General features: G+C 66.4%; 17 protein-coding genes and 1 riboswitch. Of the genes, 1 reads left to right on the forward strand and 16 read right to left on the reverse strand.

Going from position 1 to position 14,550, the window contains the following annotated elements:
• From AC5RV1_RS05995 to hisI, 3 genes are all read right to left on the reverse strand, one after another.
• Positions 1–338 (reverse strand): Trp biosynthesis-associated membrane protein (locus AC5RV1_RS05995; protein WP_493993875.1); only part of this gene is annotated, 338 nt, incomplete at its 3' end.
• Entirely contained in the window at positions 338–1,900 is a 1,563-nt protein-coding gene (locus AC5RV1_RS06000) for an anthranilate synthase component I (RefSeq protein WP_493993876.1), read from the reverse strand. The genes AC5RV1_RS06000 and AC5RV1_RS05995, both read right to left, overlap by 1 nt.
• Before the next feature lie 112 nt (positions 1,901–2,012).
• The gene (gene hisI, locus AC5RV1_RS06005; protein ID WP_493993877.1) at positions 2,013–2,462 is read right to left on the reverse strand and encodes a phosphoribosyl-AMP cyclohydrolase; all 450 of its coding nucleotides are present in this window, start codon (positions 2,460–2,462) and stop codon (positions 2,013–2,015) included.
• 112 nt (positions 2,463–2,574) lie between these two features.
• On the opposite strand from hisI, the gene AC5RV1_RS06010 reads away from it, so the two are divergent.
• Positions 2,575–3,219, forward strand: a complete 645-nt coding sequence (locus AC5RV1_RS06010) for a TIGR03085 family metal-binding protein (RefSeq protein WP_493993948.1) — start codon at positions 2,575–2,577, stop codon at positions 3,217–3,219.
• An 83-nt stretch (positions 3,220–3,302) separates the two neighbouring features.
• On the opposite strand, the gene hisF is transcribed toward AC5RV1_RS06010, so the two are convergent.
• From hisF to AC5RV1_RS06075, 13 genes are all read right to left on the reverse strand, one after another.
• Positions 3,303–4,079: an imidazole glycerol phosphate synthase subunit HisF gene (hisF, locus tag AC5RV1_RS06015; protein ID WP_163163211.1), complete on the reverse strand. Its 777-nt coding sequence runs from the start codon at positions 4,077–4,079 to the stop codon at positions 3,303–3,305.
• A gap of 49 nt (positions 4,080–4,128) precedes the next feature.
• Positions 4,129–4,989, reverse strand: coding sequence for an ATP phosphoribosyltransferase (gene hisG, locus AC5RV1_RS06020; RefSeq protein WP_493993878.1), 861 nt, complete (start codon positions 4,987–4,989; stop codon positions 4,129–4,131).
• 89 nt (positions 4,990–5,078) lie between these two features.
• Positions 5,079–5,342, reverse strand: a complete 264-nt coding sequence (locus AC5RV1_RS06025; protein ID WP_015936881.1) for a phosphoribosyl-ATP diphosphatase — start codon at positions 5,340–5,342, stop codon at positions 5,079–5,081.
• A 101-nt stretch (positions 5,343–5,443) separates the two neighbouring features.
• Positions 5,444–5,932 (reverse strand): 6,7-dimethyl-8-ribityllumazine synthase, encoded by a 489-nt coding sequence (ribH, locus tag AC5RV1_RS06030; protein WP_493948698.1) that lies wholly within the window; start codon positions 5,930–5,932, stop codon positions 5,444–5,446.
• A 35-nt stretch (positions 5,933–5,967) separates the two neighbouring features.
• On the reverse strand, positions 5,968–6,747 hold the full coding sequence (gene ribA, locus AC5RV1_RS06035) for a GTP cyclohydrolase II (protein ID WP_493993879.1): 780 nt from the start codon (positions 6,745–6,747) through the stop codon (positions 5,968–5,970).
• Positions 6,744–7,481 (reverse strand): 3,4-dihydroxy-2-butanone-4-phosphate synthase, encoded by a 738-nt coding sequence (gene ribB / locus AC5RV1_RS06040; RefSeq protein WP_493993880.1) that lies wholly within the window; start codon positions 7,479–7,481, stop codon positions 6,744–6,746. Before ribB ends, ribA begins: the two co-directional genes overlap by 4 nt.
• Positions 7,478–8,122, reverse strand: a complete 645-nt coding sequence (locus AC5RV1_RS06045; protein WP_493993881.1) for a riboflavin synthase — start codon at positions 8,120–8,122, stop codon at positions 7,478–7,480. The genes ribB and AC5RV1_RS06045 overlap by 4 nt, the downstream gene beginning before the upstream one ends.
• Entirely contained in the window at positions 8,122–9,255 is a 1,134-nt protein-coding gene (gene ribD, locus AC5RV1_RS06050) for a bifunctional diaminohydroxyphosphoribosylaminopyrimidine deaminase/5-amino-6-(5-phosphoribosylamino)uracil reductase RibD (RefSeq protein WP_493993882.1), read from the reverse strand. The genes AC5RV1_RS06045 and ribD overlap by 1 nt, the downstream gene beginning before the upstream one ends.
• A 176-nt stretch (positions 9,256–9,431) precedes the next feature.
• Positions 9,432–9,583: riboswitch (FMN riboswitch) on the reverse strand.
• Positions 9,584–9,622: 39 nt separating this feature from the next.
• Positions 9,623–10,300 carry a ribulose-phosphate 3-epimerase gene (gene rpe / locus AC5RV1_RS06055; RefSeq protein WP_493993883.1) on the reverse strand — a complete coding sequence of 226 codons (678 nt, stop codon included), beginning with the start codon at positions 10,298–10,300 and terminating at the stop codon, positions 9,623–9,625.
• Between the two features lie 120 nt (positions 10,301–10,420).
• Positions 10,421–12,073, reverse strand: a complete 1,653-nt coding sequence (locus AC5RV1_RS06060; RefSeq protein ID WP_493993884.1) for an RsmB/NOP family class I SAM-dependent RNA methyltransferase — start codon at positions 12,071–12,073, stop codon at positions 10,421–10,423.
• Positions 12,070–12,990: a methionyl-tRNA formyltransferase gene (gene fmt / locus AC5RV1_RS06065; protein ID WP_493993885.1), complete on the reverse strand. Its 921-nt coding sequence runs from the start codon at positions 12,988–12,990 to the stop codon at positions 12,070–12,072. The genes AC5RV1_RS06060 and fmt overlap by 4 nt, the downstream gene beginning before the upstream one ends.
• Positions 12,987–13,586: a peptide deformylase gene (gene def, locus AC5RV1_RS06070; RefSeq protein WP_493993886.1), complete on the reverse strand. Its 600-nt coding sequence runs from the start codon at positions 13,584–13,586 to the stop codon at positions 12,987–12,989. Before def ends, fmt begins: the two co-directional genes overlap by 4 nt.
• 77 nt (positions 13,587–13,663) lie before the next feature.
• Positions 13,664–14,524 (reverse strand): cytochrome, encoded by an 861-nt coding sequence (locus AC5RV1_RS06075; RefSeq protein ID WP_493993887.1) that lies wholly within the window; start codon positions 14,522–14,524, stop codon positions 13,664–13,666.
• Positions 14,525–14,550: the final 26 nt, after the last annotated feature.

Consider the following 14,550-nt stretch of genomic DNA (forward strand, 5'->3'; position numbering starts at 1 on the left):
GCCGCCGCCAGGACGATGATGGCCGTGATGATCCAACGTGCGATCCTGCCGGCGATCGCGGCGGCGAGACCGCCCGCGAGAGCCACCAGGGCCAGCGCTGTGACGGCAGTGGCGGCCTTGCTGCCCTGGACCTCCAGCGCCGTTTGCACGGCACCGGCCTGGCCCACCTGATTGGGGTCAAGCGTGACCGTCATCCATGTTTGGGTGGTGGTGCCGAATACTGCCAACGCCAGGACGGCGACGAGCAGGACCAACGTCGACTTTCGTGCCCAGGCAGGGGTGCCGGAGTTCTTTTTGGCGGTGGCCGCCTGGCCTGCTGCCGGATCCAGGCCGGACATCAGGAACCGGTCCCGCCCGGCAAGGTGTCCGCCGAGATGTTCTGCAGCGAGCCGGCCGTGTGCACCGCGCGGAGCGGAGCCGCAGCCTTGTTGACAGTCTCAAGGGCTTCGGTGGGGTTCACCGAGTCAGCCACGATGCCTCCGCCGGCCTGGACGTACGCCCGGCCCTCACGGAGCAGTGCGGAGCGGATGGCGATGGCCATGTCCATGTCGCCGGCGAAATCCAGGTAGCCCACCACTCCGCCGTAGATGCCGCGGCGGTGCGGTTCAAGCTCGTCGAGGAGCCGCAGGGCGCGGGGCTTCGGGGCTCCGGACAGGGTTCCGGCCGGAAACGTAGCCTTCAGGACGTCGTAGGCCTTGGCCTTCGGCGAGAGCTGGCCCACCACGGTGGAGACGAGGTGCATGATGTGGCTGAAGCGTTCCACCTCCATGAACTGGGTGACATCCACGGTTCCGGCCACGCACACCTTGGAAAGGTCGTTGCGGGAGAGATCCACGAGCATCAGGTGTTCTGCCCGTTCCTTTTGGTCCGCCAGGAGCTCCTCAGCGAGTGCCTTGTCCGCCTCGACGGTTTTGCCGCGCGGGCGGGATCCGGCGATGGGGTGCGTGATGACCTCTTCACCGGTGACGGTCACGAGGGCCTCGGGCGAAGACCCGACGATCGAGTACTCCCGGCCCTCGGCGTCCTCAAGGCTGAAGATGTACATGTAGGGGCTGGGGTTGGTGTTGCGCAGCACCCGGTACACATCCAGGGCGGAGGCCTTGCACTCCATCTCGAAGCGGCGCGAAATCACAACCTGGAACACCTCGCCGTCCACGATGGCTTCCTTGCCGCGGTCCAGCGCAGCCAGGTACTCGGCTTCATCCCAGCGCTCCTGGACGCTGGAGGCGAAGTCCAGCGCCGCCGGCGCCAGGATCGAGACGGGCTGCGCCACCGGGGTGCTGACCTTGGCCAGGAGAGCCTTGACCCGCGCCACGGCGTCATGCCAGGCCTCGTCCACACGTTCGGAGCTGTCATCGAAGTTGATGGCGTTGGCGATCAGCAGCACCGTGCCGTCAACGTTGTCGTGCACAGCCATGTCGGTGACGAGGTTCAGCGCCATCTCCGGCAGCTGCAGGTCATCCTCGGGCGGGCTCACCAGGCGTTCCCAGTGCCGCACGGTTTCCCAGCCCAGGAAACCCACCAGGCCGGAGGTAAAGGGCGGCAAGCCATCGAACCTGTCCGTGCGGAGGGCTTCGATGGTGTCGCGGACGGCATCCACCGGGCTGCCGTCCACCGGGACGCCCGCTGGCGGCTCGCCCAGCCAGTGCGCGTTCCCGTCCTTGGTGGTCAGTGTTGCCCGTGACCTGGCGCCGATGAACGAGTAGCGGGACCATGCCCCGCCCACTGCAGCGGACTCCATCAGGAACGTTCCGGGCTGGCCCTGCGCAAGCTTCCGGTACAAACCAATGGGCGTCTCGGCGTCGGCAAGTACCTTGAGCCGTACAGGGATGACGCGGCTGTGGCCGGCCAGTTCCCGGAACTCCTCAAGGCCCGGGCTGATGATTCCAAGGTCCTGCATGGCTATGTTGTTCCGCCTGTTCTCATAGGGCCGGCTGCGCGGCGCCTGGTGGTGTGCTTGCAGGGGTGGCCAGCCCTCCCCCGCGTTCCGCAGCAACCTGCGGTGAAGAGTGTCAGCTTGCGTGGCCTGTGCTGACGGCCAGGTCCCTGCCGTCGAAGCAGGTTCGGGTGCCGGTGTGGCATGCGGCGCCCACCTGGTCCACGCGCACCAGCAACGCATCGCCGTCGCAGTCCATGGCCACGGATTTTACCCACTGGACATGCCCTGAGGTGTCTCCCTTGCGCCAGTACTCCTGGCGGGAGCGGGAGTAGAAGGTGACCCGTCCGCTGGTCATGGTCCGGTGCAGCGCCTCGTCATCCATCCAGCCCAGCATCAGCACCTCGTTGGTGTCGAATTGCTGCACGACAGCGGCCACCAGGCCTGCGCTGTCACGCTTGAGGGCCGCGGCCAGCTCGGCCGGGAGCGGACTTGCCGGCGCGGACGACGTTCCGTCCGGTGCTTCCGGCGGCGCCGCGGGCACGACGGAATCAGTGGTTGGGGCGGGGGCGGGCTGCTCAGACATCAGGTCAAGTCTAGTGCCTTGGCCATGCCCCAATTCCTGTGTGAACAACGGCACGCGTGCCCCGCCGGCCACGCTGCCCAACTGCGCGGCTCTCGTGCTAGTTTCACAAGTGATGCATTTCGTCGACCCGTCCCGAGAAGTCCTGGCCGAAACCCTCCTTGCGGCGGGTCCCGACGCGCCCACGCTCTGCAAAGGCTGGCGCACCCGGGACCTTGCTGCGCACCTTTACCTGCGCGAACGCAAAGCCGCCGTGGGGCTGGGGCTGATCATCAAGCGCCTGGCGAAGGCATCAGACCAGGCCACGGCCAAGCTGGCCGCGAAGATCACCACCGCGGATGCCTACGCCCGGCTGGTGAACACTTTCCGTGCCGGGCCGCCGGCCCTCTCGCCCATGAACATCAAGGGACTGGACGAGAGCGCCAACCTGATTGAGTACTTTGTGCATACAGAAGACGTGCGCCGCGCCGTGGACCGGTGGGCACCGCGGGCGTTGGACGAAGCCTATTCGGACGCCCTGTGGGATGAGCTCGTCAAGCGCGCCGCCATCCTCTACCGGGGAGTCGATCTTGGCATCGTCCTGGTCCGGCCCTCGGGACCGCGGCACGTTGCCAAGCGCGCACCGGTTTCGGTGGCCATCGTTGGCGAGCCGGGCGAACTGCTGATGCACGCCCACGGCCGCACCCGCCATGCCCTGGTCACCTTCGAAGGCCAACCGGACGCCGTCGCCCTCCTGCAGTCCGCTGAAGTAGGGCTTTAAAGCCCAACGCGAGGTCACTTACGGCCCAATAATCCGAGGTTTTTGGGCAGGAAATGACCTCACGTTGCTTTTATCCGGAACTGTTACCTGACTTCGAAGCCGGCTTCCCTGATGGCCGTTTTGACCTGCGACATCATGTCATCCGGTCCCCAGTGGAAGATGGATGCGGCCAGAACTGCATCCGCGCCGGCCGCGACGGCGGGCGGAAAGTGCGCCGGCTCCCCCGCGCCGCCGGAAGCGATGATGGGCACCTTGACGGCAGCCCGGACCAGGCGGATGAGTTCCAGGTCGAAGCCGTCCTTGGTGCCGTCGGCGTCAATGGAGTTCAGCAGGATCTCCCCCACGCCGCGGTCCGCCGCTTCCTTTGCCCACGCGATGGCGTCAATCCCCGTGCCGGTGCGGCCGCCGTGGGTGGTTACTTCGAATCCCGACGGCGTGGGCTGGGACCCGGGGCGGGTGCGGCGGGCATCTACCGACAGGACCAGGACCTGGGAACCGAAGTGCCGGGTGATCTCGTCGATGACGTCGGGCCGCGCCACGGCTGCCGTGTTGATGGATGCCTTGTCCGCGCCGAAGCGGAGAAGCTTGTCCACTTCTGCCACGCCGCGGACCCCGCCGCCCACGCACAGCGGAATGAATACTTCCTCGGCGGTCCGGCGGACCACGTCAAAGGTGGTTTCGCGGTTGCCCGAGGATGCGGTGACGTCCAAAAAGGTCAGCTCGTCGGCGCCGGCGTTGTCGTACCGGTGGGCCAGCTCCACCGGGTCGCCGGCGTCGCGGAGGCCCTCGAAGTTGACGCCCTTAACGACGCGCCCGGCGTCCACGTCGAGGCACGGAATGACGCGTACGGCTACTGCCATGGGAACTCCTGAAATTCTGGGGTGCGTTGGTGCAGCGGTGCGTGCGGAATCAGATGCGGCAGGCGTGGATGCTGCTGACCAGGATGGCGCGGGCGCCAAGATCGTACAGCTCGTCCATGATTCGGTTGGTTTCCCTCTTGGGCACCATGGACCGCACGGCAACCCAGTCCGAGTCGCGCAGCGGAGAGACCGTAGGTGATTCCAGGCCGGGCGTCAGGGCAGCGGCCTGTTCAACAAGTTCCTTGCGGATGTCATAGTCCATCAGAACGTACTGGCGGGCCACCAGGACACCCTGCAGGCGGCGGATCAGGACCTCGATTTCCTTGGCTGTGCCGTTTGCGGCACCGCCTTCTTCGGTCCGCCGGATCAGGACGGCTTCGGACTTGAGGATCGGCTCGCCGAAAATCTCCATCCCGGCCGCTTTGAGGGTGTTGCCGGTTTCGACGACGTCCGCGATGGCGTCCGCAACCCCAAGCCGCACGGAGGATTCGACGGCACCGTCCAGGCGGACCACTTTGGCGTTGACGCCGCGTTCGGCGAGGTAGCCGCGGAGCAGGCCGTCATAGCTTGTGGCCAGCCGCCTGCCCTCCAGCTCCTCAACTTTGGCGAAATCCCCTACCGGCCCGGCGAAGCGGAAGGTGGAGGCAGCGAAGCCCAGCGGCAGCAGCTCTTCGGCTTCCACCTCGGCGTCCAGCAGCAGGTCACGGCCGGTGATGCCGACGTCGAGCGTTCCCTGCCCGACGTAAACGGCGATGTCGCGCGGACGGAGGAAGAAAAATTCGATGTCGTTGTCCGGGTCCACCATGACCAGTTCGCGCGTATCGCGGCGCTGGCGGTAGCCGGCTTCGGACAGCATGGCAGAGGCGGCTTCGGACAAAGAACCCTTGTTGGGGACGGCTACTCGCAGCATGGGAAATCTTTCTGGATTCAGGAGGTCTAGGTATTCAGGCAATGCGGGCCACGGCGGGCACCGGCGGCAAAGGCGCGCCGGACCGGTGGCTACAGATGCTTGTAGACGTCTTCCAGGGTCAGGCCTTTGGCGAGCATCAAAACCTGCAGGTGGTACAGCAGCTGGGAGATTTCCTCGGCCGCGGCTTCATCGGATTCATATTCGGCAGCCATCCATACTTCGGCTGCTTCCTCAACAACTTTCTTGCCGATGCCGTGGACACCGGAGTCCAATTCAGCGACGGTGCGGGAGCCTTCCGGGCGGGTGGCTGCCTTCTCGCTGAGTTCAGCGAACAGCGTCTCGAAATTCTTCACGCCCTCCAGCCTACTTGCTGCGGCACGAAGGGCGCCTGTCGGGCCGTTGCATGACGGGCGCGATGTGAGTGAACACACACGCGCCCGCCTGCGCCGGCGTGCTAGTTGCCGTACTGCTTGAGGACGACGGCGGTGGCAAGTGCCGCGGTAACGGCTTCGTGGCCTTTGTCTTCCTTTGAGCCGGGGAGGCCGGCACGGTCCAGGCCCTGCTGTTCGGTGTCGCACGTCAGGACGCCGAAGCCCACCGGAACTCCGGTGCGCACGCTCACGTCGGTGAGGCCCGACGTCGCCGCCTGGCAGACGTACTCGAAGTGCGGCGTACCGCCGCGGATGACGACGCCGAGGGCCACGACGGCGTCGAAGTGCGGTGCCAGCCGCGCGGCAGCGACAGGCAGCTCAAAGCTGCCCGGGACGCGCAGGACCGTGGGCTCGGCGATGCCAGCGTCCTTCGCTGCGCGCAGGGCTCCGTCCAGCAGCCCGTCCATGATCTGGGTGTGCCAGCTGGCGGCAACGATGGCCAGCCGGAGCTGTGACGTTTCGGCCAGGTTGAGGGTGGTGAGGTCGATATCGGGGGCGCCGTGTCCGCTCATAGGTAAGTGCTGTTCCGTTCAGTCTTGTTGGTGGGTCAGTCTTGCTCGTGGGCAAAGGAAGTATCAGGGGTTGTGACGGGCACTGCGAGGCCTACGTGGGTACCCAGAACCAGGCGGTGCTCCATGCGGTCCTTCTTGGTCTGCAGGTACCGGATGTTCTGGTCGCGGGACGGAACCTCGGTGGGGACCATTTCAACAACCTTGACGCCGGCCTTCGCCAGCCTGTTCTGCTTGTCCGGGTTGTTGCTCAGGAGCCGGACTTCGTGCAGCCCCATCTCGGCCAGCACCTGGGCGGCTGCTTTGTAGCACCGGGCGTCCACGGGCAGGCCCAGCTGTTCGTTGGCCTCCACGGTGTCGAACCCGGCCTCCTGCAGCGCGTAAGCCTTAATCTTGTTGGCGAGGCCGATGCCCCTGCCTTCCTGTCCGCGCAGGTACAGCAGGGTTCCGCCATGTTCACGGATCATTTCCAGCGCGTAGGCCAACTGCTCGCCGCAGTCGCAGCGGTAGGAACCGAAGACATCGCCGGTAAGGCACTCGGAGTGCAGCCGGACCAGCGGGGCCTGGCCGTCTTTGGGCGGATTGGGGGAACTGACGGCAAGGTGTTCGGCACCGGTCTCCAGGTCTATCCATGCCTGGGCGATAAAGTCGCCGAAAGCCGTGGGCAGCTGGACGATAGGTCCGCCGCTGACGGGATGGGGTACCGGGCCGTTGCCGGACTCTGCCTGGTGACGGCCGTTGGCAGGCGTGGTCCTGTGGTGGCCGTTGCCCGAATCGCGCAGGTGGTGGCCGTTTCCCGAAGCTTCGGAAGCCGTCATCGTATCTCCTCTTCTCCGCCCTGGCGTCCTGCCCGGGTGTTGCTGTCAGCCGACGTGCCCGCTGCCTCAAGGTACGCCACCAGGTCCTGGATTGAGATCAGGGGGCATCCGTGTTCCGCGGCGAAGGCACGGAGCCCATCCAGCCGCATCATCTCGCCATCGTCGTAAACAACTTCGGCGATGACAGCCGCAGCTTCCAGGCCGGCCAGGCGGCACAGGTCCACGGCGGCCTCAGTGTGGCCAGGACGTTCCCGCACACCACCGTCAACCGCACGCAGCGGAAAAATATGCCCGGGGCGGGTCACGGACGACGGTTCGGACTGCGGATCCGCGAGGACCCTGGCCGTGAGGGCCCGGTCCGTCGCGGAGATTCCTGTGCTGACGCCGATGGCGGCGTCGCAGGAAACGGTGTAGGCAGTGCCCTTGGCGTCCTCATTGACCGCCACCATGGGAGGCAGCGCCAAGGCGTCCGCGCGGTCGCCTGACAGCGGTACGCAGATGACGCCGGAGCTGTACCGGATGGTCCATCCCATTAATGCCGGAGTGGCGTGCTGGGCGGCGAAGATGATGTCGCCCTCGTTCTCCCGGTCCTCGTTGTCCACGGCCAGCACGGGCCGGCCGGCGGCGATGGCCCGGACGGCTTCCTCTATGGTGTTCAACCCTGGGGCTTTGTCCGTCCGGGTGCTGGCGGCGGCGGGGGCAACTGCGGGTTCGAACCGGACTGCGGCGTTCATCGTGCTCCTCCTTCAACAGCGGCGGGCGCTGGGGTGCTGAACGCAAGGAGGCGTTCGGTGTACTTGGCCAGGACGTCCACTTCCAGGTTCACCCGGCTGCCGGTGCTCTTGGCACCGAGCCCGGTTTCGGCAAGAGTGGTGGGAATGAGCCCCACCTCGAACCAGGGGCTCTGCTCAGCTGCGGGGCTGACGGCGGTGACGGTGAGTGAGACGCCGTCGATGGCAATGGATCCCTTTTCCGCGATATAGCGGGCCAGGTTCCCGGGCACCCCGAAACGAAGCCTTTCCCAGTTGCCTAGCGGCTCGCGTTCCAGCAGCACGCCGACGCCGTCCACGTGGCCCTGGACTACGTGCCCGTCCATCCTGCCGCCGGCCGGGACACAGCGCTCGAGGTTGACGGCGTCACCGGGAGCCAACTCGCCGATGGTGCTGCGGACCAGGGTCTCCCCCATGACGTCCACGCTGAATTCCTTGCCGTCTATCTCGGTGGCGGTGAGGCAAACGCCGTTGACGGCGACGGACCCGCCCAGGGCGAGCCCTTCGGTGGAGCCCGGCGCGTACAGCCGGACGGTGGCGCCGGCATCTCCGTCCCGCTCGACGGACAAAACGTGCCCTTGCTCGGCAATAATTCCGGTAAACATCAGTAGCCTCCCTGGGCTTGCTCCGCGGTGGCGCGGGACGGTTGTGGGTGAAGTGTGGTTTGTGGTTCCAGGGCAACGGCGCGTTGCGGTCGAAGGTGGAGTCGAAGGTCCCGGCCCAGCGTCCGGACAGCGCCGCCGTCGGACGGGTCCCATTCCCACTGCTGCGCGTCGGCGAGGGTGGTGATTCCCAGGCCGGTGAGGGCCGGGGTTCCGGATCCAAGCAGCGTGGGCGCCAGGTAGACAATGAGTTCGTCAACGAGCCCGGCCGCGAGGAATGCGCTAAGGATGCGCGATCCTCCCTCGACCATAAGGTGGCGGATGCCGGACCCGTAAAGGGAGGAGAGCGCCTCCCGGGGGTCGCGGGTCAGAAGGTGCGTTACCAGGCCGTCGCTTCCACGGATGGCGGCGTCCGCCGGGATGTCACGCAGTCCCATCACGGCCCGCAGCGGTTGTTTCCGGGCAAGGGTTCCTGCGGCGTTGCGGGCAGTTAGGCGGGGGTTGTCCACCAACACGGTCTGGGTTCCCACGAGGATCGCATCGATGCGGCCGCGGATTGCATGGTTGTCCGCCAGGGATTCGGGACTGGAAATCCACTGGCTGGTACCGTCCTCTGCTGCGATCCGGCTGTCGAGCGTCTGCGCGATATGCAGCGTGACGAACGGTCGTTTTGCCGCCACTGCCTCAAACCATCGGCGGTTCAGGTCCAGTGCTTCGCCGGCAGCCAGTCCGCTGCGCACGCGCACGCCCGCTTCCCTCAGGGTGGCGGCCCCGCCCGCGGCCGGGTCGTGGGGATCGTCCACGGCATAGACGACGTCGGTGATTCCGGCGGCGATGATCGCCTGGGCGCAAGGGCCCGTGCGGCCGACGTGGTTGCAGGGCTCCAGGGTCACCACCATGGTGCAGCCGGACAGATCAAGCCCTGCGGCAGCCGCCTGGGCTATCGCGTCTGCTTCGGCGTGGGCGGTACCCGCCCCTCGGTGGTATCCCGTGACGAGTTCGCGGCCCTCTGAATCGACGACGACGGCCCCCACCAGGGGGTTCGCGCCGCGGGGCCCCTGCAGGGCTGCGTTCAAGGCGATATCCATCGCAGCGGTCTCGGCGGCAGTAAAGGCAGTAACAACTCCGGCCGTCATGCGGGAGCCTCGATGGTGGTGCTGCCGGGTATGGCGGCAGCGGGATTTGTGGCGTTTAAGAGCCATCGCAGCAGGTTCATAGTGCTTGTGTCGTTCCTTCCCTCTAGAACCGCGATGGCTCCGGGGGTATACGACAGCAGAAGGCCGCGGCGTCTCATGACGCCGCAGAAACAGCTGTACGTGCTTCTCTCATCCAGACTTTAACTGTCGGTACCGGAATTTCACCGGTTCAACCGTCCGCCGGGATTCTCCCGAAGGAAAACCACCGGCTCGCGGGTCGCGGACTATCACCGCCGGTTCGGACTTACACCGACCCCGGAGCACGTATGTGTGTTGCTATTGTGCCATAACGGCGTACGACTCCCTGCTATTCCGCCGCCGTGCGTAACGTTTGGCTTCCTGCCTCCCGCAGGCGGTCGATGGCCGCGGCGGGATTCTCCGCACCGTACACAGCCGAACCTGCAACGAAGACGTTGGCGCCGGCCTCGGCTGCACGGGTGATGGTGTCTTCGGTGATGCCGCCGTCAACCTGGATGGCGACGCCGATCCCCGAACCGTCGATGGCCTGCCTGGCACGCCGGATTTTCGGCAGGGTCACATCCAGGAACGCCTGCCCGCCGAATCCCGGCTCCACCGTCATGATGAGCAGCATGTCCAGCTCGGGGAGCATGTCCAGGTACGGCTCAACGGGCGTACCGGGCCGAAGCGCCATTCCTGCTTTGGCGCCCCTGGCCCGCAGTTCGCGGGCGAGTTTGATGGGCGCAATGGCGGCCTCTGCGTGGAAGGTGACTGATGCCAGGCCGGCATCTGCGAAACCGGGTGCCCAACGATCGGCATCGGCAATCATCAGATGCGCGTCGAGGGGCACCGGGCTTACGGCCTGGATCCGCTGCACCACCGGCAGGCCGATGGTGAGGTTGGGCACAAAGTGGTTGTCCATCACATCCACGTGCACCGCGTCCGCGTTGCTGATCCGCTGCAGCTCAGCCTCGAGGTTGACGAAATCGGCGGACAGGATGCTCGGGTTGATGCAGCATTGCGTCACAGTGGGAACCTTTCACGGATCAGGTCTCTTTCCCGGTCAGGGCCTTGGCGAACAAGGGCCTCCAAGAAACCAAGATTTTTTTGCGGATCAGGGCTTTTCGCGGGGTTAGGGTTTCGGGACTCAGGGCTTCTTGTGGATCAGGGCCAGGAACATGGCATCGGTGCCGTGGACGTGCGGCCACAGCTGCGCGGTCGAATCATGCCCGGCGCCGAGCTTGCCCGGCAGGCTGACGCTGTCCAAAGCCTGGCCGGCCTCCAGCAGTTCAAGGTCATCGCGTTTGCGGAGCACATCCGTGACCACGGCCGTGGTCTCGGCCGGGTGGGGCGAGCAGGTCACGTAGGCAACCACTCCACCCGGGCGGACGGCGGCCAGGGCAGATTTGAGGAGATCGCGCTGGAGCTGGCCGAGGTCTGCCAGGTCCTTGGGCGTGCGGCGCCAGCGGGACTCCGGCCGCCGCCGGAGCGCGCCCAGCCCGCTGCAGGGGACGTCTACGAGTACCCGGTCAAAGAACTCAGGCTTCTCCGTGCCCACCTCGCGGCCATCACCCGTACGGACCTGCCATGTTTCCCGCGGTACGGCCGAAAGCGCCTGCGTCACGAGCTTGGCGCGGTGCGGTGCAGGTTCATTCGCCAGCAGGGTTGCGCCCCTCTGGCTGGCCAGCGCACCGAGCAGTGCTGCCTTGCCACCCGGCCCTGCGCACAGGTCCAGCCACGCCTCACCAGGGCTTTCGCCATCCGAGCCACTGTTCCGGCCCAGGTCAACAGCTGCCATGGCGCGCGCCACCAGCTGCGAGCCGACGTCCTGCACCCTGGTGCTGCCCTCCCGGACGGAGGCAAGCCGCCCCAGGTCTCCGCCGCTGGACAATGCCGAGCCTTCCACCAGTTCGCCGGGCGTGGCTCCGTTTTCCAGGGCCTCGTCGAGGCTGCCGATGCCGGGCAGGGCCACCAGGTTGACCACCGGCGCCGCGTTGTCCGCTTCCAACAGGTCGTTGATTTCTGAGGCAGAGCGCCCGTGCGCCACGAGTGACTGGCGCATGGCCCGGACGATCCACTCCGGATGGGCGTAACGGAGGGAGGCCACCTTGGTCTCGTCAGTTTCTCCGGCGACCAACTGCTCAAGCCATTCCTCGAGGGTGTGCGCAGTGACCTTCCGGAGGACGGCATTGATGAGCGCCGATGGTCCAGCGCCAATTACCGCACGGGCCAGGCCCACGGTTTGGTCCAGTGCGGCGTGCGCCGGGACGCGCATGGCCAGCAGTTGGTGCGCTCCGATCCGAAGGGCGTCGAGGATGGCCGGGTCCAGTTGTTCCAGCGGCCGGTCCACGCACCGGGCAAGGATGGCGTCATAAGTTCCCTGGCCGCGGAGCGCCCCGTAACTGAGTTCAGTGGCGAAGCCCGCGTCCCGTCTGTCCAGCCCGTGGTGCCGAATCCGTGCGGGCAGCACAAGGTTGGCATACGCGTCCTCGGCGGCTACCGCGCGAAGGACTTCGAAGGCCACCAGTCGGGCAGGATCTGCCCTGCGGGTCCGCTGGGAAGGGGCGTTATCGGTGAAACTGCGCTGGGCGCTGCGGTTCCGTTCCCGCCCCTTGGCGTTTCGGTTGCTCGAATCACGGGGCCCTCCTTGGCCGCGGCCACCGCGCTGGCCGCCGCTCCCGCCGCCCGCGGCGCTTCCGGCTCCGGTGCCGCTTCCGGCGCCGGTGCCGCTTCCGGCGCCGCCTTCCTTTCCGCCGCCGGCTTTGCCGCGACCGCCTTGATTGCCGCCGGACCCGCTCATTCGAACACCACGCTTTCAAGGGAAGCCATACCGCGTGCCCAGTCGGCAGCGGCCATCATCTTTTTGCCGGCCGGCTGGATCCGGGTCAGCTCAACAGCATGGGAGCCGGTTCCTACCAGCACGCTTTTGCCCTGCAGCGAGACGTATCCGGGCGCGAGGCCGGAAACGTCCGGCCGGAGCCGTACGGGAGCCAGCTTGATGCGCTGGCCGTCCATCACGGTCCAGGCTCCGGGCTCGGGAGTGACACCCCGCGCCTGCCGCCCGATTGCCAGGGCAGGGTGTTTCCAGTCGAGGCGGCCGTCATCGAGGGTCAGCTTGGGGGCAAGGGAAACCTCGCCGGATTGCGGAACGGCTGCTGCCTTGCCGGCGTCAATGGCAGAGAGGGTTTGGGCCAGGAGCACTGCCCCGCTGTGGGACAGCCGCTCCAGCAACTCCCCCGCGGTATCTTCCGGCCCCACCGTTTCCGTGAGGGTGCCAAAAACTGGCCCGGTGTCCAGGCCCTCCTCCAATTGGAACGTCACCGCCCCGGTGACGTCGTCACCGGCCATGACGGCACGCTGCACCGGAGCGGCGCCACGCCAGGCGGGAAGGAGCGAGAAGTGCAGGTTGATCCAGCCGTGCGGCGGGATATCGAGCGCGGCGGCGGGAACCAGCCCCCCGTAAGCGACGATCGCAGCCACATCGGGGCTAACGGCAGCAATCCTGGCGGTGGTTTCCGCGTCAATCCGGGCTGCGTGAATGACCTCAATGCCGAGCTCCGCGGCACGGGCGGCTACCGGCGAGGGCGTCAGCACGCGTTTGCGCCCTATTGGCGCGTCCGGCCTTGTCAGGACTGCAGCAACCTCGAAACCTGCTTCGACGAGCGCATTTAGGGACGGAACAGCGACGGCGGGAGTCCCCGCGAAAAGGACCCTCACCCGTTGGCACCAGCCGGGCCGGCACCGAAGCTGGACCCGGAGGCAGCGCCGCCGAAACTTGAGCCGACGGATTTGGCGCGCTTCGCCGTCGTCCGTTCGGTGACGGAGTCGTAGTTGGCGTTGCGGATGGAGCGCAGCGCAGCTTTCCGGTCCTCGCCCTCCAAGCGGTCCGTGTAGAGGATTCCGTCCAGATGGTCGTTCTCATGCTGGAAGCAGCGCGCCAGCATGCCCTCGCCCTCGACCGTGACGGGGTTTCCGTGCATGTCCACGCCGGTGACACGGGTGGAGCGGAAACGGCGCACGGGGAAGCCAAGACCGGGGATGGACAGGCAGCCTTCCACCTGGTCGGGCTGGAAATCCTCGCTGTTTTCCAGCACAGGGTTGATGATGTGCCCTTCCACGCCGTCAATGCGGTAGGTAAAGACGCGCTGGCTCACCCCCACCTGGGGCGCGGCCAGGCCGGCACCGTCAACGTCTTCCATGGTTTCCGTCATATCCGCCACCAGCTTGGCCAGCTCAGGCCCGAATTCCGTCACAGGATCGGCAACTGTGCGGAGCACAGGATCGCCAATGATGCGGATATTCAGAATAGCCATGCGCTGTTTTTCCTTACAGTTGGCGGTAACGGGAACCTATCCAGTTTAGGCGCAGACACCTTGGGTGCAGGCAACGCCTAGACGGTCTGTACCTGTGCGAGCGGCGGCGGGGCAATGGGCAGCAGCGCGGCGCCAGCGGTAATCGTGTCCGCCGACAATTCCCAGACACGCCGGAGGGCGCAGAACTTCCACCAGTGGTGCTTAAGGACCTCAGGGTTGGCACGGACCGGACGGACCTCGGTCTCCCCAATGGCCACGGCCAGCAGGACGGGGTTGCCACCGTACTTCCAGGGCTCCCAGGTCCCGGCCTCCGGATCCACCAGGCTCTCTTCCGCCTTCATGCCGGCCACCAGCTGCATCACCACTTTGTCGTCCAGCGGCTTGACCAGCCCGTCCCGGGTGGTGCCCTTGGTCTTGTAGTCGATGAGGCAGACCCTGCCGTTGATCCGGGCAACGAGGTCGAGGGTGCCTGCGTAGCCTACGGCGTTGTTCCAGACGGTGATCTCCGGGGCGATGGGTTCCACCCGGTAAAGCTCCCACCATTCATCAAAGCGGACGGCGAAGGCTTCTTCGCCGTTGGCAGCCAGTGCCTCCCGGGCTTCCTTCATGGCATGCGGCCGGCCCAGCGCCCGCAGGGCCACCTGCTCACAGTAGTAATGCACGCGGTCCCCGCGCCTGGCGGCCTCGTCCCGGTACGTTTCCGCTGCCTTGGCCGCGCGGTTGACGGCCTGCTTGATTTTGGCAGGGCTGCCGAGGCAGTCGGCGAGCAGCGGATCCTTCGCCAGGCTGCTGGCACCCATGTATCCAAACCAGCCGTCGAGCCCGTGCGGCTGCTGGCCGATCACTGTGGTGATGGACGGCACGGAGTAATGCTCGGAGGTGGACCGGGCGTACATCCGCCCGTATTCCGTGGCGTGGGCAAGAAGTGGAGCAGTCATAGGAAAGACTCTTTCACAGGGGGCTG

This window comes from Arthrobacter sp. Hb9-2 (assembly GCF_059091165.1).